The 18,925-nt window shown below is 66.6% G+C and carries 17 protein-coding genes; 7 read left to right on the plus strand and 10 right to left on the minus strand.

The genetic code is table 11. From position 1 onward, the window contains the following. Positions 1 to 62: 62 nt before the first annotated feature. The 3 genes from ABD088_RS12585 to tkt form a co-directional block, all read right to left on the minus strand. Positions 63 to 1,691, minus strand: a complete 1,629-nt coding sequence (locus tag ABD088_RS12585; protein WP_343902272.1) for a glucose-6-phosphate isomerase — start codon at positions 1,689 to 1,691, stop codon at positions 63 to 65. Beyond that, complete coding sequence (gene tal, locus ABD088_RS12590; RefSeq protein ID WP_343902273.1) at positions 1,688 to 2,812, minus strand: transaldolase; 1,125 nt, start codon at positions 2,810 to 2,812, stop codon at positions 1,688 to 1,690. Before tal ends, ABD088_RS12585 begins: the two co-directional genes overlap by 4 nt. A gap of 98 nt (positions 2,813 to 2,910) precedes the next feature. After that, the gene (tkt, locus tag ABD088_RS12595; protein WP_343902274.1) at positions 2,911 to 5,022 is read right to left on the minus strand and encodes a transketolase; all 2,112 of its coding nucleotides are present in this window, start codon (positions 5,020 to 5,022) and stop codon (positions 2,911 to 2,913) included. 271 nt (positions 5,023 to 5,293) lie between these two features. Between tkt and ABD088_RS12600 the strand changes: the two genes are divergently transcribed. Further along, entirely contained in the window at positions 5,294 to 6,277 is a 984-nt protein-coding gene (locus ABD088_RS12600) for a heme o synthase (protein WP_343902275.1), read from the plus strand. Between the two features lie 287 nt (positions 6,278 to 6,564). On the opposite strand, the gene ABD088_RS12605 is transcribed toward ABD088_RS12600, so the two are convergent. From ABD088_RS12605 to ABD088_RS12615, 3 genes are read right to left on the minus strand one after another with little or no spacing between them, the layout of a single operon-like run. Beyond that, entirely contained in the window at positions 6,565 to 7,494 is a 930-nt protein-coding gene (locus ABD088_RS12605) for a COX15/CtaA family protein (protein ID WP_343902276.1), read from the minus strand. A gap of 46 nt (positions 7,495 to 7,540) precedes the next feature. After that, positions 7,541 to 8,338, minus strand: a complete 798-nt coding sequence (locus ABD088_RS12610) for an ABC transporter permease (protein ID WP_372710467.1) — start codon at positions 8,336 to 8,338, stop codon at positions 7,541 to 7,543. Further along, entirely contained in the window at positions 8,331 to 9,284 is a 954-nt protein-coding gene (locus tag ABD088_RS12615; RefSeq protein ID WP_343902277.1) for an ABC transporter ATP-binding protein, read from the minus strand. The genes ABD088_RS12610 and ABD088_RS12615 overlap by 8 nt, the downstream gene beginning before the upstream one ends. A 125-nt stretch (positions 9,285 to 9,409) precedes the next feature. Between ABD088_RS12615 and ABD088_RS12620 the strand changes: the two genes are divergently transcribed. The 5 genes from ABD088_RS12620 to ABD088_RS12640 all read left to right on the plus strand — a co-directional run bounded on the left by ABD088_RS12620 (position 9,410) and on the right by ABD088_RS12640 (position 14,105). Further along, positions 9,410 to 10,201, plus strand: coding sequence for a helix-turn-helix transcriptional regulator (locus ABD088_RS12620; protein ID WP_343902278.1), 792 nt, complete (start codon positions 9,410 to 9,412; stop codon positions 10,199 to 10,201). Continuing rightward, positions 10,198 to 11,658: a Fe-S cluster assembly protein SufB gene (gene sufB, locus ABD088_RS12625; RefSeq protein ID WP_343902279.1), complete on the plus strand. Its 1,461-nt coding sequence runs from the start codon at positions 10,198 to 10,200 to the stop codon at positions 11,656 to 11,658. The genes ABD088_RS12620 and sufB overlap by 4 nt, the downstream gene beginning before the upstream one ends. A 2-nt stretch (positions 11,659 to 11,660) precedes the next feature. Continuing rightward, entirely contained in the window at positions 11,661 to 12,938 is a 1,278-nt protein-coding gene (sufD, locus tag ABD088_RS12630) for a Fe-S cluster assembly protein SufD (protein ID WP_343902280.1), read from the plus strand. 64 nt (positions 12,939 to 13,002) lie between these two features. After that, positions 13,003 to 13,761 carry a Fe-S cluster assembly ATPase SufC gene (gene sufC / locus ABD088_RS12635; protein WP_343902281.1) on the plus strand — a complete coding sequence of 253 codons (759 nt, stop codon included), beginning with the start codon at positions 13,003 to 13,005 and terminating at the stop codon, positions 13,759 to 13,761. Between the two features lie 2 nt (positions 13,762 to 13,763). Further along, on the plus strand, positions 13,764 to 14,105 hold the full coding sequence (locus tag ABD088_RS12640; protein WP_343902282.1) for a metal-sulfur cluster assembly factor: 342 nt from the start codon (positions 13,764 to 13,766) through the stop codon (positions 14,103 to 14,105). 94 nt (positions 14,106 to 14,199) lie between these two features. Here the strand turns inward: ABD088_RS12640 and ypfJ are convergent, their stop codons facing one another. From ypfJ to ABD088_RS12660, 4 genes are read right to left on the minus strand one after another with little or no spacing between them, the layout of a single operon-like run. Then, complete coding sequence (gene ypfJ, locus ABD088_RS12645; protein ID WP_343902283.1) at positions 14,200 to 15,102, minus strand: KPN_02809 family neutral zinc metallopeptidase; 903 nt, start codon at positions 15,100 to 15,102, stop codon at positions 14,200 to 14,202. 26 nt (positions 15,103 to 15,128) lie between these two features. After that, entirely contained in the window at positions 15,129 to 15,806 is a 678-nt protein-coding gene (locus ABD088_RS12650) for a CbiQ family ECF transporter T component (protein WP_343902284.1), read from the minus strand. Continuing rightward, positions 15,806 to 16,522 carry an ATP-binding cassette domain-containing protein gene (locus ABD088_RS12655; RefSeq protein WP_343902285.1) on the minus strand — a complete coding sequence of 239 codons (717 nt, stop codon included), beginning with the start codon at positions 16,520 to 16,522 and terminating at the stop codon, positions 15,806 to 15,808. The genes ABD088_RS12650 and ABD088_RS12655 overlap by 1 nt, the downstream gene beginning before the upstream one ends. A gap of 9 nt (positions 16,523 to 16,531) precedes the next feature. Beyond that, positions 16,532 to 17,149: a biotin transporter BioY gene (locus tag ABD088_RS12660; protein ID WP_343902286.1), complete on the minus strand. Its 618-nt coding sequence runs from the start codon at positions 17,147 to 17,149 to the stop codon at positions 16,532 to 16,534. Between the two features lie 149 nt (positions 17,150 to 17,298). Between ABD088_RS12660 and ABD088_RS12665 the strand changes: the two genes are divergently transcribed. Beyond that, positions 17,299 to 18,900 carry an ABC-F family ATP-binding cassette domain-containing protein gene (locus ABD088_RS12665; protein WP_343902287.1) on the plus strand — a complete coding sequence of 534 codons (1,602 nt, stop codon included), beginning with the start codon at positions 17,299 to 17,301 and terminating at the stop codon, positions 18,898 to 18,900. The last annotated feature ends 25 nt before the right edge of the window (positions 18,901 to 18,925 follow it).

Here is an 18,925-nt window from a genome sequence, read left to right on the forward strand (position 1 = left end):
CGATCGAAGCAGGTGGGGGAGGGACGGCGGGCGGCCCGGTGAGGCCGCCCGCCGTCTTGTTGTCAGCGGTGGAGTCCGGGCAACGCGCCGATCGCGGCACGCAGCTGGCGGATGCCCTCATCACGGGAGGTGAGGTGCAGGCGCAGGACGGGCCGGCCCAGATCCGCGAGGACCTGGGCGTCGCCGGTGGCCTGGGCGGAGATCAGCTCACCGAACGTGAACGGCCGCTCGGGGATCGAGATGTCGGTGTCCGAGTCCGCAGTGATCTGCAGGTAGACGCCGATGCGCGGACCGCCCTTGTGGAACTGCCCGGTGGAGTGCAGGAACCGCGGACCCCAGCCGAACGTCGTGGGGCGGTCCGAGGCGACGGCGAGGTCATCGCGCAGTGTGGCGAGCTCGGCGTGCCCGATCCGGTCCAGGTAGGCCTGGACGCTGACATATCCGTCGGCCGGGAGGGCGCCGAGCAGGTTGGCCACGGCGTCGGTGACGCCGGAGGCACCTTCCAGCAGGCCCTCGGTGGCGCGCAGCTCGATGTCCCCGTCCACCAGTTGGGCCGCCTCCGGCTCCGGGGTGGCGTCCAGCAGGCCGCGGGCGGCGATCTTGGCCGCCTCGACATCGGGCTGGTCGAACGGGTTGATCCCCAGCAGCTTGCCCGCCACGACCGTCGCATATTCCCACCACAGCAGCTGGCTGCCCAGTGAGCCCGAGACGTAGACGTGGTGTCCGGTGGTGGCGATGACCGGGTCCTCCTCGTCGGATACCAGGTGGACCAGCAGGACGTCGTCCGCCTGGTCCACGGTCTCCTCCGCGCCGGGCTCCACGACCACCGGCAGCAAGCCGGTACCGTGCTTTCCCGTGGATTCGGCGATGAGCTGTTCGGCCCAGTCGGCGAAGCCGACGATCCCGGATCCCTCGTCGACGAAGACGATCTTGTTGCGCAGCGGGGTGGTGCCGCCGAGGACAGCACCCAGGGCGAGGGCGAGGTTGTCCTCGTCGTCGTCGGAGAGGAACTCAGCGGCTTCCTCGGCGTCGTCGAGCAGCGCGGCGATATCGACGCCAGCCAGCCCGGAGGGGACCAAGCCGAACGCCGTGAGCGCCGAGTAGCGGCCGCCGACGTTGGGGTCGGCGTTGAAGACCGCACGGTACCCGGCCTTGCGCGAGGCCTCGTCCATCGGCGACCCGGGATCGGTGACGACGACGATGCGGCTGGCAGCATCAATCCCGGCGTCCTCGAACGCCTGGGAGAAGACACGGCGCTGGGAATCCGTCTCGACCGTCGACCCCGACTTCGAGGACACGACCAGGACCGTCGTGGCGAGGCGATCGGTCAGGGCGTTGCCGACCATTTCGGGATCGGTGCTGTCCAGGACGACGAGCTCGACGTCGGAGGTGGCGGTGATGACCTCCGGGGCCAAGGACGACCCGCCCATCCCGGCCAGGACGATGCGGTCGATGCCCTCGGCACGCAGTTCATCCCGCAACTCCAGGATCGACGGGACCAGGGGGCGCGACGTTTCGGCCAGGTCGACCCAGCCGAGGCGCTTCGCGGCCTCCGACTCGGAGTCCGGGCCCCAGAGGGTGGCGTCCTTGGCTGCTATGCGCGATGCCGTGTGGTCGGCGACAAGTCCGGGGACGTGGGCCGTGATGGCGTCACGGGCGGCGCCGGTGGCCGTGAACCCCAGGGCGCTCACGCCGAGGCCTTTCCTGCGGACTCGAGGGCGCCGCGCACGTCCACGAGCAGTTCCTTCCAGGCGGTGTCGAACTTGTCGACGCCTTCGGTCTCCAGCAGGGCCACGACGTCGTTGTAGTCGATGCCCTGGGCGGCCAGGTCGTCGAGCACCTGGTTCGCCTCGTCATAGGTTCCGGTGACGGTGTCGCCGGTGACCTCCGCGTGGTCGGCCGTGGCGTCCAACGTCTTTTCCGGCATGGTGTTGACCACCTGCGGGGCGACCAGGCCGGTGACGTAGAGGGTGTCCGGCAGGTTCGGGTCCTTCACGCCCGTGGAAGCCCACAGCGGACGCTGGGGACGGGCGCCGGCTGCGGCGAGGACGCTCCAGCGCTCGGAGGAGAAGTCCTCCTCGAAGACCTGGTACGCCAGGCGGGCGTTGGCCAGGCCGGCCTTGCCCTTCAGCGCGGTGGCTTCGGGGGTGCCCAGGGCATCCAGGCGCTTGTCGATTTCGGTGTCGACGCGGGAGACGAAGAACGACGCGACGGAGTGGAGCTTCGCCAGATCGTGGCCGTTTTCCTTGGCCTGTTCCAGTCCCGTCATGAATGCATTGATGACGGCTCGGTAGCGTTCCAGGGAGAAGATCAGCGTGACGTTGACGCTGATGCCCTCGGCCAGGGTGGCGGTGATGGCCTCCAGCCCCTCGACGGTGGCCGGGATCTTGATGAGTACGTTGTCGCGGTCGACCTTGGCGAAGAGCTTCTTGGCTTCGGCGACGGTGGCTTCGGCGTCGTGGGCGAGCCGGGGGTCGACCTCAATGGAGACGCGGCCGTCGATGCCGTTGCTGGCGGTGGCCACGGGGGCGAACAGGTCGCAGGCGGTGGTGACGTCCTGGGTGGTGATCTGGAAGACCGCCTCCTCGACGTCGGCACCGGCTGCCGCGAGTTCGGCGACCTGCTCTGCATAGTCGGCGTCGCCCTTGGACAGCGCTGCAGCGAAGATGGACGGGTTCGTGGTCACACCGACCACGTTGCGGCCGCCAATGAGGTCCTTCAGCGAGCCCGAGGTCAACCGCGAGCGGGAGAGGTCGTCAAGCCAGATGGAGACTCCTGCGTCGGAGAGGGCCTGGGTGTTGGGATTGCTCATGGGATGGATCCTTCCGGAGGTGGGATGAGGTGTGTGCCGTTCCCGGCGAGGCCATGGAACGGGGCCGGCCAGCCCGATGTGGGCTGGCCGGCGGTTGGCTATTTGGTGGCGGCGATGGAGTCGCGGGCCGCCTGGGCGACGGCCTCGGCGGTGATGCCGAACTCGGCGTACAGGCGCTGGTAGTCGGCGGAGGCACCGAAGTGGTCCAGCGACACGATCCTGCCGCGGTCACCCACGAGCTCACGCCAGCCCAAGGCCACGCCGGCCTCGACGCTGACGCGTGCCGTGACTGCCGCAGGAAGCACGGACTCGCGGTAGGCCTGGTCCTGGCGGTTGAACCACTCGAGGGAGGGCACGGAGACCACCCGGGCTGCGATGCCTTCGGCGGCCAGTGCCTCGCGGGCGTCCACGGCGAGCTGGACCTCGGAACCGGTGCCCAGCAGCACGACGTCCGGAGCCACGACCTGTCCGTCGCGCATGGCGTCGACCAGCACGTATCCGCCCCGGGCGACGCCGGAGGCTGCACCGAAGCCGGGCTGGGTGCGGTCGTACACCGGAAGGTTCTGGCGCGAAAGCACCAGGCCTGCCGGGTTGGACGTGTTCTCCAGGATGGTCTTCCAGGCCCAGGCCACCTCATTGGCGTCCGCGGGGCGGACGACGTCGAGGTTCGGGATGGCGCGCAACGAGGCGAGCTGTTCCACGGGCTGGTGGGTCGGCCCGTCTTCGCCGAGACCGATCGAGTCGTGCGTCCACACGTAGATGGACGGCACGCCCATCAGTGCGGAGAGGCGGATGGCCGGGCGCTGGTAGTCCGAGAAGATCAGGAACGTGCCCGAGTACGGGCGCGTCGGCGAAGCCAAGGCGATGCCGTTGACGATCGAGGCGGCTGCGTGCTCACGGATGCCGAAGTGGAGGACGCGTCCAAACGGGTTGCCCTTCCAGGAATTCGTCTGCTTCGTGGCGGGGATGAACGACGGTGCGCCTTCGATCGTGGTGTTGTTCGATCCGGCCAGGTCGGCAGAACCGCCCCACAGCTCGGGGAGCACCTCGGCGATGGCGTTGATGACCTTCCCGGAGGCGGCCCGCGTGGCGAGGTCCTTGCCGGCCTCGAACTCGGGAAGCTTCGAGTCCCAGCCCTCGGGGAGCTTGCCGTCGGTCAGCCGCTGGAGGAGGGCTGCGTTGTCCGGGTTGGCGGTCTTCCAGGCGTCGAAGCCCTGCTGCCATTCCTGGTGGAGGGCAGCGCCGCGGTCGGCGACCTCGCGGACGTGGGCCAGTACCTCGTCGTCGATGGCGAAGTGGGCCTGCGGGTCGAAGCCGAGTTCCTTCTTCAGGGCCTCGAGCTCGTCGGTGCCCAGCTTGGAACCGTGGATGCCTCCGGTGTTCTTCTTCGTCGGCGACGGCCAGCCGATGATGGTGCGCAGGGAAATGATCGAGGGTCGGCTGGTCTCCGCCTTGGCCTCGTTGATGGCCGCGTGGAGGGCCTGGACGTCCTCGACGTATTCCCCGGTACGGGTCCAGTCCACCCGCTGGGTGTGCCAGCCGTAGGCCGCATACCGGCCCAGGACATCTTCGGTGAAGGCCACGTCGGTGTCGTCTTCGATGGAGATGTGGTTCTCGTCGTAGATCACGACCAGGTTGCCCAGTTCCTGGTGTCCGGCCAGCGATGAAGCCTCGGAGGTCACGCCCTCCTGCAGGTCGCCGTCGGAAGCGATCACGAAAACGGAGTGGTCGAAGGGGCTGGTGCCCGGGGCGGCATCCGGATCCAGCATGCCGCGCATGCGGCGCTCGGCGTAGGCGAAGCCGACTGCCGATGCAAGACCCTGGCCCAGGGGGCCGGTGGTGATCTCCACGCCGTCCGTGTGGCCGACCTCCGGGTGTCCCGGGGTCAGCGAGCCCCAGGTGCGCAGCGACTCGATGTCCTTCATTTCCAGGCCGTAACCGGAGAAGAAGAGCTGCAGGTAGAGGGTCAGCGAGGTGTGGCCGGGGGAGAGGACGAAGCGATCGCGTCCGATCCACTGGGGATCACTGGGATCGTGGCGCAGGTGCTGCTGGAACAGCAGGTAGGCGGCCGGGGCCAGGCTCATGGCCGTCCCCGGGTGGCCGCTGCCTACCTTTTCCACCGCGTCGGCAGCAAGGACACGGACGGTGTCCACCGCCTTCTGGTCCAATTCCGTCCACGACAATTCCCGAACATCTGACTGTGGCGCCACGTGGCGGCCCCTCTCTCTGGTCCTGCTTGGCGGTCGGTGCCGGACGAGTGAAGGCGATGGAAGCGCAGATGCTGCACGCCCATGTATGAATACTGAGCTTCAGCGCTCCGGCACATCAGCTTCAACCATAACGCTTTGGGGGTAGTGGGGGCCCGTTTGGTCGGATAATTTCGGGTTCGTTCGCGCAGGGGGGAACCGGAGCCGATTTCTACACCTTGTAAAAGGGTATGATGGGGGTTGTCTGTGTATACCCCGCGAAGAACTGAGTGGCATGTCTGTGAAGACCGTATCGACCGACGCCGAGCTCGCAGCTCGTGCGTCACGTCAATCCGACGAAAGCCTGGGCGGCTTTGTCGGCCGCAAGGCCAGGGCCTATGTAGCCCTGACCAAGCCGCGCGTCATCGAACTGCTGCTGGTCACCACGCTGCCGACCATGATCTTCGCCCAGCGCGGCTTCCCCGACCTGCTCACCATCCTGGCGACGTTGGTCGGCGGTGCGTTCGCCGCCGGTAGCGCCGGGGCATTCAACTGCTATTTTGACCGCGACATGGACAAGCTCATGCATCGCACCTCGAAGCGGCCGCTGGTCACCGGCGAGGTCACCCCGCGTGAGGCCTTTGTCTTCTCGTGGCTGCTGGGGATCGCGTCGATCGCGATCCTGTGGGCCGGTACCAACCTGTTCACCGCTGCCCTGGGCCTCGTGGCGATCCTGCTCTACGTGGTCTTCTACACGCTGATCCTCAAGCGCCGCACCTCCCAGAACATCGTCTGGGGAGGCATTGCGGGATGCATGCCAGTGCTCATTGGCTGGGCAGCCGTCACCGGAACGCTCGCCTGGCCGGCCATCATCTTGTTCCTCATCATCTTCCTGTGGACCCCACCCCACTACTGGCCGTTGTCCATGAAGTACGCGGACGACTACAACAACGCCCATGTCCCCATGCTCGGCGCAATCGCCGGAGCGCGCACTGTCTCCGTGCAGGTGGTGCTCTACGCGTGGGCCACCGTGGTGTGCTCACTGCTGCTGGTCCCGATGGGCAACGCGGGGATCGTGTACACCGTTCTGGCAGCCGTGTCCGGCGGATGGTTCGTCTTCGAATCACATGTCCTGTATCGCGAGGCCCAGCGTGAGCACCTTCCGCAGGACATGAACCGCAAGGCGATGAAGGTCTTCCACATCTCCATCACCTACCTGACCATCGTGTTCGTGGCCCTGGCCATCGATCCCTTCGTCGGCCAACCGCTCTTCGGCTGACCCCCACACCTCCGGAAGGGGCCCGGCATCCGCAGCAGCGGAGGCCGGGCCTCTTTTTGTTGCCTGCTGTTGACCGCCATCTGCAACGCCCGGGACTTCCCCTGCCGCAGCGGTTTGGAGCACAGGCGAGGCTGCGGGAGGCGGCGGCGTGGGGGATGGAACGCCCACCCCACCAGGTCGGGCCGGCGGAGTGATACAGCTGGGAAGACATCTGGCCCCGTCCCCGCCGCGGAGAGGGCGGGGGACAGGGCCAGTGGATCCGGGTTCGTGCCCGGGGAGCGGGCCGGCTACAGCGGGACGACGCCCGTGGAACGGTCCCACACGTTCGTTGCGGCTGCCGTCAGCAGGGCGGTGCCGACCATGTGCAGCATGACCACGCCGATGGGCAGGCCCAGGAAGAACTGGGTGTATCCGATGGCCCCCTGCAGCAGGACGACCACCACGAGCATGATGTAGCCGCGTTTCAGCCGTGCCGACGCGCGGGTGCGGAACACCAGATACAGGCCCAACAAGCTGGCGATGACCAGCAGGTAGACCGGGACGACGTGGATCCGGGTGACCAGGTACAGGTTGAAATCATGGCGCGGCGACGACGGGTCTCCGGCATGGGGGCCGGACCCGGTAACCACGGTGCCCAGCACCAGGGCCAACGCCGAGGTGATGGCAACGGTCCACCCCAGGCTGCGCAGGGTGCCGGTCAGCGGTCCGGCGGCGACCAGTTCCTCGCCCCGCGACTCGCGCCCGGTGCGGTTGACCAGCAGGGTCGCCGCGGCCACCAGCGCGATGGAGGCCAGGAAGTGCAGGCTGACCACCCACGGGTTCAGATCTGTCAGGACCGTGATGCCCCCGATGACCGCCTGGATGGGGATGAAGCACAGCAGGGAGATGGACAGCCAGAAAATCGTGCGGTGGGTCTTGCGGATCCGCCAGACGGCGATGATCATGGCCAGGGCGATCGCTGCCAGGACAAACGTCAGCAGCCGGTTCCCGAACTCGATCAGGCCGTGGACCCCCATTTCAGGGGTCGGGGTCATCGTGCCCGGCATGCAGTTGGGCCACTGGGAACATCCCAGCCCCGATGCGGTGAGACGAACTGCCCCGCCGGAAACGATCAGGGCCGCCTGGGCGATCAGGGAGGCGATCGCCAGGCGGTGGATCCCGGATCCGATGGACAGGGGGAGCCGGTCATACCAGCGCGTGGCAACGGGCGTTGTCATGATGTCATTCTCCATTCGGAACACGGTGCGGTCGTCTGAGCGCGCGTCAGTTCCACTTAAACCAACGGGTGGCGGCCAAGCCGGCGGCGATCGTCCAGGCCAGCAGGATCAAGCAGGCGCCAAGGTTCATTGTCCCACCGATGAGGCCATCGCGGAGGGCGTCGCCGAGAGCCGAGGAAGGCAGCACGGCGACGATGTCGGACAGCATTCCCGGCAGTCGGCTGCCGGGAATGAGGATCCCCCCGCCGGCTGCCAACAGGATCCAGGCAAGGTTGGTGATGGCCAGGGTGGCCTCGGGCCGGACCGTACCGGCAATCAGCAAGCCCAACGAAGTGAAGGCCGCGGCGCCGAGAACCAAGAGGACGACGGCGATGGGCAGGCCTGCGAGCTCCGGTCGCCAGCCCAGGAACAGGGCGGTTCCGCCGACGAGCACGATCTGGATGACGAGGACGGCGAGCACGGCCAGCGCCTTGCCGAAGATCAGGCCCGCCCGCCCCAACGGCGTGGTCGCCAGGAAGCGCAAGACACCGTACCGGCGGTCGAACCCGGTGGAGATGCCCTGGCCGGTGAAGGCTGTCGACATGACGCATAGCGCCAGCACGCCGGGGGTCGCCGCGTCGATGCGATGGGTGGCAACCCCCTCGAGGATGTCGGTGAAGGTCAGGCCGAACAGCGCCAACAGGGGAAGGACCACCGCCAGCACCAACTGCTCGCCGTTCCCGAGCATGGCAGCCGTTTCGTAGCGTCCATGTCGCAGGATCCGGCTGGCCAACGGCGCAGCATTGCTTCCGGGATCGGGGGCCGGGGAAGCAGCGGTCAGGTCGTGGGTGCGCGGCTCAACCACGGGTGCCTCCTTCGGCAATGTCCAGGAAGACGTCTTCGAGGTTCTTCGGTTCCATGCTGATCGACGTGGGCAGGATGCCCCGCGAAGCCCACCACCCCGTGATCTCGGCCAGCGCCGCAGGCGATCGGATCCCTTCGACCCGGTATTGGCCGGCGGACTCCTCGACCAGTGAACCGGCGTCGTGCAGTTCGGGGGTGGGAAGTCCGGGGGCTGCGGTGAAGAACAAGGTGCGGCTATCCGTGGCCGTCGTGGCTTCGGCCGTCAATTCCGCGACGGTCCCCTGGGCCACGTTGCGGCCGTTGTCGATGATGTAGACGTAGTCGGAGAGGCGCTGGGCGTCCTCCATCAGGTGCGTCGTGAGCACGATGCAGAGCCCGCGTTCGCGCAGCTCGGCAATCAGGTCGAAAACCGTTTGCCGGGACTGCGGGTCCAAACCGGCACTGGGTTCGTCGAGGAAGACCACTTCGGGGTTGCCCACCAGCGCAGCAGCCAGGCCCACCCGTTGGCGCTGGCCGCCGGAGAGGCGTCGAATGGTGGTGTGGGCGAAGGTGTCGATCCCCAGCCGCCGGGCCAAGGCGTCGACATCGACGGGGCGGGCGTACATGCCCGCGACGTGGCGGAGCAACGCCAGCGGCTTCACCGACGGGGGGAGGCCGCCGTCCTGGAGCATGACCCCCACGCGGGACCGCAGTGCGCTTCCGCCGGTGAGTGGATCCTGGCCGAGAAGGCGGACGGTGCCGCCGTCGGGTTTGAGCAAGCCCTGGGCGCAGCCGAGGGTGGTCGATTTGCCGGCGCCGTTGGAACCGAGCAGCGTGGTCACGGATCCGGCGTGGGCCGTCAGTGAGATACCGTTGAGAACGCGGACCATGCGCCCGTCCAATGCAGCGACGGGGCCGAAGTCCTTGCGCAGCGAGTCGACGACAAGTCGTGGTTCTGTTGTTGGCACGCAAGCATTCTACGTCATGTAGAGAATGCGGGCGGCCCACCCGGCTGCCCCGGCAAGATTGCGCCGCAAGGGAACTAAGCCACCCCTTACTGGCGGTGCCCATCACATTAGGTCATGATTGTGTTGTGTATTCATCGTCTTTGATTCCTGCCGACGCGGTCGCTCAGCCGACCGTGCGCCGGGCGGTGCCCGAGACCGAGGAACGCACGCGGGACCGTGTCTTGGAGGCTGTCCTCCATCAGGGGCCCGTCAGTGCCGCGGAACTCGGTGAGGATCTCGGATTCACGCCGGCCGCAGTGCGTCGCCACCTCGACGCCTTGAGCCGCGATGGCCTCGTTGAGGTCAAGCTCGTGGCCAACCAGCCAGCCGGCGCCGGACGCCCCGCACGGCGTTACGTCCTGAGCCACCGCGGGCAGACCAAGCTCGGCAACGACTACCTGGACATCGCCACCTCGGCGTTGGCCGATCTCGCGGCAACGGCCGGTGACGAAGCCGTGCAGGCCTTTGCCGCCCGGCGGTTCGAGAAGATGGAACGCCGGTACCGGCCGGTCGTCGAAGCCGCGGGAGACGCACTCGCGGACCGTGCGGAGGCCCTCTCCCAGGCGCTCAGCGGTGACGGGTTCGTCGGTTCGACGCGCAACGTGGGCTTCAACCAGCCGGCGGCGACGATGCAAAGCATGCAGTTGTGCCAGGGGCACTGCCCGATCCAGGATCTGGCCCGGGAATTCCCGGTGTTTTGCGATGAAGAAACCAAAGTCTTTGCCCGCCTGCTGGGGGTCGATGTCCGTCGACTCTCGACCCTGGCGTCCGGCGGGCATGTTTGTACGACCCATATACCCATGGGTCGTAACCAGACTCCTCAGCACGCTGAGAAGAGAACACGAGTCAAGCTGACAAAGCAGGAAAGGCCGCGATGACGGATCAGATGGCACAGGAGACCGCCGACCCCGGTGTGATCTCCGAGATTCTGGAAAAGAATCCGGAGCTCCAGGGGATCGGCAACTACGAATACGGCTGGTCGGATAAGAACGACGCCGGCGCGAACGCGCGCCGTGGCCTCAACGAGGATGTCGTTCGCGACATCTCGGGGAAGAAGAGCGAGCCCCAGTGGATGCTCGACCTGCGGTTGAAGGGACTGAAGTACTTCGACCGCAAGCCGATGCCGACCTGGGGTGCAGACCTCTCGGGCATCGACTTCGACAACATCAAGTACTTTGTCCGCTCCACCGAGAAGCAGGCCACGTCCTGGGAGGATCTCCCGGAGGACATCCGGAACACGTACGACAAGCTGGGCATCCCCGAGGCCGAGAAGCAGCGCCTTGTTTCGGGTGTCGCGGCTCAGTACGAGTCCGAGGTCGTCTACCACCAGCTCCGCGAGGACCTGGAGAAGCAGGGCGTCATCTTCCTGGACACCGATACCGGGTTGAAGGAACACGAGGACGTCTTCAAGGAGTACTTCGGCTCAGTCATCCCTGTCGGTGATAACAAGTTCGGCTCGTTGAACACTGCCGTCTGGTCCGGAGGGTCGTTCGTCTACGTCCCCAAGGGCGTCCACGTCGATATCCCGCTGCAGGCGTACTTCCGCATCAACACGGAAAACATGGGCCAGTTCGAGCGCACGCTGATCATCGCCGACGAGGACTCCTACGTCCACTACATCGAGGGTTGCACCGCCCCGATCTACCAGTCGGACTCGCTGCACTCGGCAGTCGTGGAGATCATCGTGAAGAAGGGCGCCCGCGTCCGCTACACGACCATCCAGAACTGGTCGAACAACGTGTACAACCTGGTCACCAAGCGCGCCATCTGCGAAGAGGGCGCGACCATGGAATGGGTTGATGGCAACATCGGCTCCAAGGTCACCATGAAGTACCCGGCTGTCTACCTCACCGGCGAGTATGCCAAGGGCGAGACGCTTTCCATCGCCTTTGCCGGCGAAGGCCAGCACCAGGACACGGGGTCGAAGATGGTGCACATCGCGCCGAACACCTCGTCGTCCATCGTCGCGAAGTCGGTGGCCCGCAACGGTGGCCGTTCGGCCTACCGCGGCCTGGTCCAGGTCCGCGAAGGCGCCAAGGGCTCACGCAACTCCGTGGTCTGCGACGCATTGCTCGTGGACCAGATCTCGCGCTCGGACACCTACCCGTACATCGACGTCCGCGAGGACGACGTGACCATGGGCCACGAGGCCACCGTGTCGCGGGTCTCCGAAGAGCAGCTGTTCTACCTCATGTCCCGCGGCTTGGCCGAGGACGAGGCCATGGCCATGATCGTGCGCGGCTTCATCGAGCCGATCGCCCGTGAGCTGCCGATGGAATACGCGCTCGAACTGAACCGCCTCATTGAACTGCAGATGGAAGGATCCGTCGGTTAATCATGACTGATACCGCAACAGCATTCTCCGGAGAAAAGGCGCGCATCGGCGCGCCCGCCATCGCCGGCTTTACCGAAGAGGGCGAAAACCTCTCCCCGCTCAATGAGGACAGCTCACCGCTGGGTGGCGACGCCAGCCAGGCCCACAGCCACGGCGCGGGTGCCGGTGTGCCCGACTCCTCGCGAGCCGGCCGCCTCACCAGCTACCAGCTGGAGGACTTCAAGGCCCTGACCGGCCGTGAAGAGGACTGGCGCTTCACCCCGCTGAAGCGCCTGGGTGGCTTGCACAAGAACGCACCCACCGGAACTGCGCCGACCGTGACCAGCGATGTCAGCGATGGGGCCACCGTGGAGACCGTCGGCATGGACGACGCCCGCGTCGGCTCAGCCGGCATCCCCGAGGACCGGGTGGCCGCCAACGGTTGGAATGCCGCCAAGGAAGCCACGGTGCTGACACTCGGCGCCAACGCCGAAGACGTCAAGGCCACGCTCACCCTGACCGGAACCGGTCTGGAAGCTGCCGCCCAGCACGTGGTCATCGTGGCCGAGCCCAACTCCCGCGGACTCGTTGTCGTCGACCACGTCGGCAGCGCCGTCGTGGCGGAAAACATCGAGATCGACGTGCAGGAAGGCGCCGAACTCACGGTCGTCAGCGTCCAGGCTTGGGAAGATGATTCCATCCACGCCAGTTCGCAGCAGGCCAAGGTTGCCAAGGATGCGCAGTTCAAGCACATCGTGGTCACCTTTGGTGGCGATCTGGTTCGCCTGACGCCGTCGGCACGGTTTGCCGGCCCGGGCGGCAAGGCCGAGATGTTCGGCCTGTACTTTGCCGATGCCGGCCAGCACCTGGAGCACCGTCTGTTCGTGGACCACGCCCAGCCGCGCTGCACCTCCAACGTGCTCTACAAGGGCGCGCTGCAGGGCAAGGATGCCCACACCGTGTGGGTCGGCGACGTGCTGATCCGCAAGGAGGCAGAAGGAACGGACTCCTACGAGGCCAACCGCAACCTGGTTCTCACCGATGGCGCACGCGCCGACTCGGTTCCGAACCTGGAAATCGAAACAGGCCTCATCGAAGGTGCCGGCCACGCCAGCACCACCGGCCGTTTCGACGACGCACACCTCTTCTACCTCATGTCACGTGGCATCGACGAGAAGACGGCCCGCCGTCTGGTGGTGCGCGGCTTCCTCAACGAGATCATCCAGAAGATCGGCGTCGAGGAGTTGCAGACCCGGCTGAACGAGACCGTCGAAGCCGAACTCGCGGCCACCGAAAACTAGGCCCCCGGCCACCCCACCCAGTGAACCTCGCCGGTCCGTCCGGCACGTCAGAGAACGGACACCAATGTCTACCCTGGAAATCAAGGACCTGCACGTCTCCATCGACACGGAGCAAGGCAGCAAGGAAATCCTCAAGGGCGTCACCCTCACCATCAACACCGGTGAAACCCACGCCATCATGGGCCCCAACGGTTCCGGCAAGTCGACTCTTGCCTCCACCATTGCCGGCCACCCCCGCTACAACGTCACTTCCGGCTCGATCACCCTCGACGGTGACGACGTGCTGGCCATGAGCGTCGATGCCCGTGCACGGGCCGGCCTCTTCCTGGCCATGCAGTACCCGGTCGAGGTCCCCGGAGTGACCATGACCAACTTCCTGCGTACGGCGAAGACCGCCATCGACGGGGAGGCGCCGAGCCTGCGCCACTGGACGAAGGACGTCAAGTCGGCCATGGCCGAACTGAAGATCGACGCCGACTTCGCCGGCCGCAACGTCAACGAGGGCTTCTCGGGCGGCGAGAAGAAGCGGGTGGAGATCCTCCAGCTCGAGCTCTTCAAGCCCAAGTTCGCCGTCCTCGACGAGACCGACTCCGGTCTTGACGTGGACGCCCTGAAGGTGGTCTCCGAAGGTGTGAACCGCGCCGCCGAAGGCCACGAAATGGGCACGCTGCTCATCACCCACTACACGCGGATCCTGCGCTACATCAAGCCGGACTTCGTGCACGTGTTCGTCGATGGCCGCATCGCCGAGCAGGGTGGACCTGACCTTGCCGATCGCCTCGAGGAAGAGGGCTACGACCGCTTCCTCGCCGTCGGAGCCTGATCATGAGTGCCACCGAAGCAGCAGCGGGCTCGGGACTGACCCCGCTCGAAGACGTCGAGGAAGCCCTCAAGGACGTGATCGATCCCGAACTCGGGGTCAACATCGTGGACCTGGGACTTCTGTACGGATTGAAATACGCCGACGACGGCGTGCTGCTCATCGACATGACGCTGACCACTGCAGCATGCCCGCTCACCGACATCCTCGAGGAGCAGGTAGCTGGCGCGATGGACAGTGTCGTCGATGACCACCGTCTGAACTGGGTCTGGATGCCGCCATGGGGTCCGGAGCGGATCACCGACGACGGACGCGATCAGATGCGGGCCCTCGGCTTCAACATCTAGCATCCAACCGATGGTTCCCGGGCCGCCCCGCCGGTTCGCGAACCCGGCCAATGGTGACGCACCTTCCACGCGAAGGGGCGTCACCATTGGTGTTTCAGGACGACGGGTGATCGAGGTCCTTGGCCTCCAGCGTGTTGCACCGGTTGATGTCACCGGAGGAATAGCCGGACATGAACCATGCCTGGCGCTGCTTGCTGGATCCGTGGGTCCATCCCTCCGGGCTGACCCGACCGCTGGAAGCCTTCTGGATACGGTCATCACCGACCGCTGAAGCGGCGGACAACGCGGAGCGCAAGTCCTGCTGGGTCAGCGGTTCCAGGAGCGGCTGCCCCGAGGCATCCTGGGTCTGCGTCGCGTGGGAGGCCCACAGCCCCGCGAAGCAGTCGGCTTGCAATTCGACACGGACGGACCCCGAGGTGGGACCGGTGCCGCCCTTCTGCGAGGCACTCAGGGTCCCTATCGCGTTCTGGACGTGGTGGCCGTACTCGTGGGCCACCACATATTCCTCGGCCAGCGGACCGCCGTCGGAACCATAGGTGTCTCGCAGCTCCGAGAAGAACCCGGTGTCGAAATAGGCCACCTGATCCGAGGGGCAATAGAAGGGACCCACCGCCGTCGTCGCATTTCCGCACCCCGTGGAGACCGATGAGGAGAAGATCTCGACGCCCGGGTTCTCCAGCTGCACGCCACGGTCTCCGAGATAGGGCACCCAGAAGGCGTCCAATGACTGGGCCGTGGCCGCGATGCGGCAACTGGCGTCCCGGTTGGCGTCCTTTCCGGTGGTGCATTGCGATACCCCCTGGGAGGTTTCACCGTCCTGGGTTTGCCCGGTGTCCCCGGCCAGACCCAGGTCTTCGAGCATTTGCGGGTTGATACCCAATAATGCGGCGACCACGAGGACCAGGAGTCCTCCACCGCCGATGGCCACTTTGCCGCCCCGGCCCCGGGACGTCCTGACCCGGGATGAATCGATTTTCGCATCGTCATTGAAGCTCATGGCAAGAGAATACAACGGCCGATGGGCTAGCCCCCGCGGAGTCCGTTGCTGCCTGCGCCGGTGTCGCGCGAGTCGTCGGCGGGCTGGTGGTCCAGGATGCCGCGTGCCGCCAGTGCGTCTCCGGTCTGGTGCGCGAACGCGACAGCGGAGACGACCACCGGGCCGGCCAACGCCAGGGGGTTGCGGGCCAATCCCCGCGCCCTGGCTGCATCGGTGACGTCGGCGATGCACCCCAGCATGGCGGGAATGCTCCGTAGCATCAGGCCGATGGCCAGGGCCACCACATCGGGGTTCAGGCCCAACACCCGCAGGGGTGAACAGGCCCACGCCAGTCCCTCGACGATCACGGATTGCTCCGTGGTCAACAACAGCAGCCGGGCCAACTGGAGGGCGGCGACCATGCCGCCGACAACCACGAACGCCGTCAGGGGGCCATTCATCCACCATTGATAGGCGCCCAACAAGGCCAGGATCCACCAGAGCAGGCGCAGCGGGGCGGGCCAGGCCCCCAGCACCCTGGTTCCCGCCGTCGCGTACAGCATTGCTCCCACTACCAGCAGGACCGCGACCGTGAGCGGGGTGCGCCAGAGGACCAGTGCTGCGCCGCACCCGACGAGCACGAGGTATTTCAGCCAGAGGGGAGCGCGGTGGATGGGGGAGCGTCCGGGGATCCGCAGGCCCAGGAGCAGCGCATGACCGCGCATCAGCGTCGCCCTCGTCCGGGATCCAGTGCCAGATGGCGGTAGTGGTCAACTGCCTGCCGCGGATCCCCGTCGTGGACGATGCGACCGGCGTCGATGACGAGTGCGCGGTCGGCCCGGGCAGCGAAGTCGAGGTCGTGGGTGGCGTACACGACCTGCTGCTCGAGCCCGAAGAGGGTGTCCTGGAGCATGACGTTGTTGCGCAGATCCAGCAGGGTGGTGGGTTCATCGGCGACGACGATGCCCTGACCGGTGGCGAGGACGCTGGTCAGGGCCACGAGTTGGCGTTCCCCTCCCGACAGGTCGTGGACGCTGCGTTCGGCCAGGTGGAGCAGCCCCATGGCCTCCAGGCGGCCCAAGGCGGCGTCCCGCCGTCGTGCCTTGTCCTTGATCGTGGCCTTCAACGAGAGTTCCACGTCCTCGCGGACCAGGGGCATCACGAGCTGCGCCAGCGGGTCGCTGAACAGGAACCCGACGCGGCGGCGCACCGCAGCGCCGTTGCGCACGGTGTCCTGGCCATCGACGGCGACGTGCCCGGTGGTGGGCCTGGCCAGTCCGTTGATGAGTCGCAGGAAGGTCGACTTGCCCGAACCGTTGGCCCCGATGACCGCGATGCGCGGTTCGACGAGTTCGGCCGTCGCCGGTTCCAGGAGGACGACGTCCGGCCCATCACCCGACGGATCGGGAACGCTGGCGCCGGCTGCGTGGAAACTGATCACCCGAAGAGCCTAGGCAGTGAATTCGCGGCGCGCCAAGCGGGGGAACGCCTTGAAGACCGTGGCGGCGACCAGTGCGGCCACGAGGTTCTTCACCAGGTCCCCGGGCCAGTAGGCCAGATCGACCAGCGCCGCCTGGCCGAGCGGAAGATGACCATTGATGCTCATGCCCAGGATGCCCAACGGGTGGGTGGCGAGGATGGACCCCGCCATGGCCGCGGCGAACAACCACAGCACCCGGGCCCGCCGCGTCCGCCGCAGGATGACGGTGGCCAGGGCGCCGGCAATGAGTGCGGCCAGGGGGAAGGCCAGCAGGTAGCCGGCGGTGGGCCCGGCCAGGACCCCGAGCCCACCGCTGAAGCGGGCGAAGATGGGGACGCCGGCCAGGCCGACGACCACGTACAGGAGGACGCTCACCGTGCCGCGCAGGGAGCCCAGGCACAGTGCAACCAGCGATACCGCCAGCGTCTGAAGGGTGATGGGCACGCCCAGGGGGCCGACGGGAATGGCGGGAACCAGGGTCAGGGCGGCCAACAGCGCGGCGAAGACGGACACCAAGCCGAGGTCGCGGGCACCCCAAGCCGTGTGGTGTGGCGGTCGCCGGGAGGTCTCGAGTGAGTGATGCGTCATGGAAACCATGATACTTGATCAGTGTTCAAGGCGTGTTTGCGCGCCATGATGCCGATGTGGGGGTCGTCACCCTGCGCAGGTCTGCTTCCGCACGCGTACACTGGAAAGGTTGCGTGTGAGCGCATCGCATTCCATTTGAGAGGTTTCTTGTGATTTCCGTAGCCGACCTGGAGCTCCGTGCCGGTGCTCGACTCCTGATGGAGGGTGTCTCCTTCCGCATCGACCAGGGGGACAAGATCGGCTTGGTCGGGCGTAATGGCGCCGGCAAGACGACCATGACCCGCGTACTCGCCGGGGAGTCCGAGCCGACCGGCGGGACGGTGATCCGCAACGGATCCATCGGTTACCTGCCGCAGGATCCGCGCACACCCAACATGGAACAGCTGGCCCGCGACCGCATCCTTTCGGCCCGTGGCCTCGACGAGATCGTCACGAAGCTCAAGAAGTGCCAGGACGAGATGGGCAGTGAAGACGAGGCCATCCGGACGAAGGCGATGAACCGCTACGACCGGTTGGACGCCGAATTCATGTCGCGTGGCGGGTATGCGGCCGAAGCCGAAGCGGCAGCCATCTGCAACAACCTGGCCCTGCCCGAACGCCTGCTGGACCAGAGCCTGGACACGCTCTCGGGCGGCCAGCGCCGCCGTGTCGAGCTCGCCCGGATCCTCTACGCGGATGCCGAGACCCTGCTGCTCGATGAGCCGACCAACCACCTCGATGCCGATTCCATTGCCTGGCTGCGTGAGTTCCTGAAGAACCACCAGGGCGGGCTCATGGTGATCTCGCACGACACCGGCCTCTTGGAGGCGACGGTGAACAAGGTCATCCACCTGGACGCCAACCGGGCCACCATGGACCTCTACAACCTGGGGTGGAAGCGTTACCTCGAACAGCGCGAGACCGACGAGCGGTCCCGCAAGCGCGAGCGTGCCAACACCGAGAAGAAGGCCACCACGCTGCTGGCCCAGGCCAACAAGATGAAGGCCAGGGCCTCCGGCGCCTCCGCTGCGCAGAGCATGCTCAAGCGCGTGGACCGGCTCATGGGCGGCCTGGAGGACGTGCGCGTGCAGGACCGCGTGGCGGCACTGCGCTTCCCGGATCCGGCGCCGTGTGGCAAGACGCCCATGATGGCCAAGAACCTCAGCAAGTCCTACGGGTCCCTGGAGATCTTCATGGACGTGGACCTGGCGATTGACCGCGGCTCCAAGGTGGTCATCCTGGGCCTGAACGGCGCGGGCAAGACCACGCTCCTGAAGATGCTGGCCGGTGCCGCGGAACCGGACACCGGCGAGATCATCCCCGGGCATGGGCTGAAGATCGGCTACTACGCCCAGGAGCACGACACGCTCGACACCGAACGCAGCGTCCTGGAGAACATGCGGTCCGCGGCACCCGATAGCCTCGGCGATGCCGAGGTCCGGGGCATCCTGGGTTCGTTCATGTTCAGCGGCGACGACGTGAACAAGCCGGCAGGGGTCCTCTCCGGCGGCGAGAAGACCCGTCTGGCGCTGGCCACGATCGTGGCGTCCAGCGCCAACGTGCTGCTGCTCGATGAGCCGACGAACAACCTGGACCCCGCCAGCCGCGCGGAGATCCTGAACGCGCTGAGCAACTACCCCGGCGCCGTTGTCATGGTCAGCCACGATGAGGGTGCTGTCGCGGCCCTGAACCCCGAGCGGGTGGTCCTGTTGCCCGACGGCGACGAGGACCTGTGGAATGACAGCTACCTTGACCTGGTCACGTTGGCCTAGTTTCCTGCGGTTTCGCACAGCGGGC

Source organism: Arthrobacter rhombi (assembly GCF_039526245.1).
In the GTDB taxonomy this organism is placed as follows: domain Bacteria; phylum Actinomycetota; class Actinomycetes; order Actinomycetales; family Micrococcaceae; genus Arthrobacter_H; species Arthrobacter_H rhombi.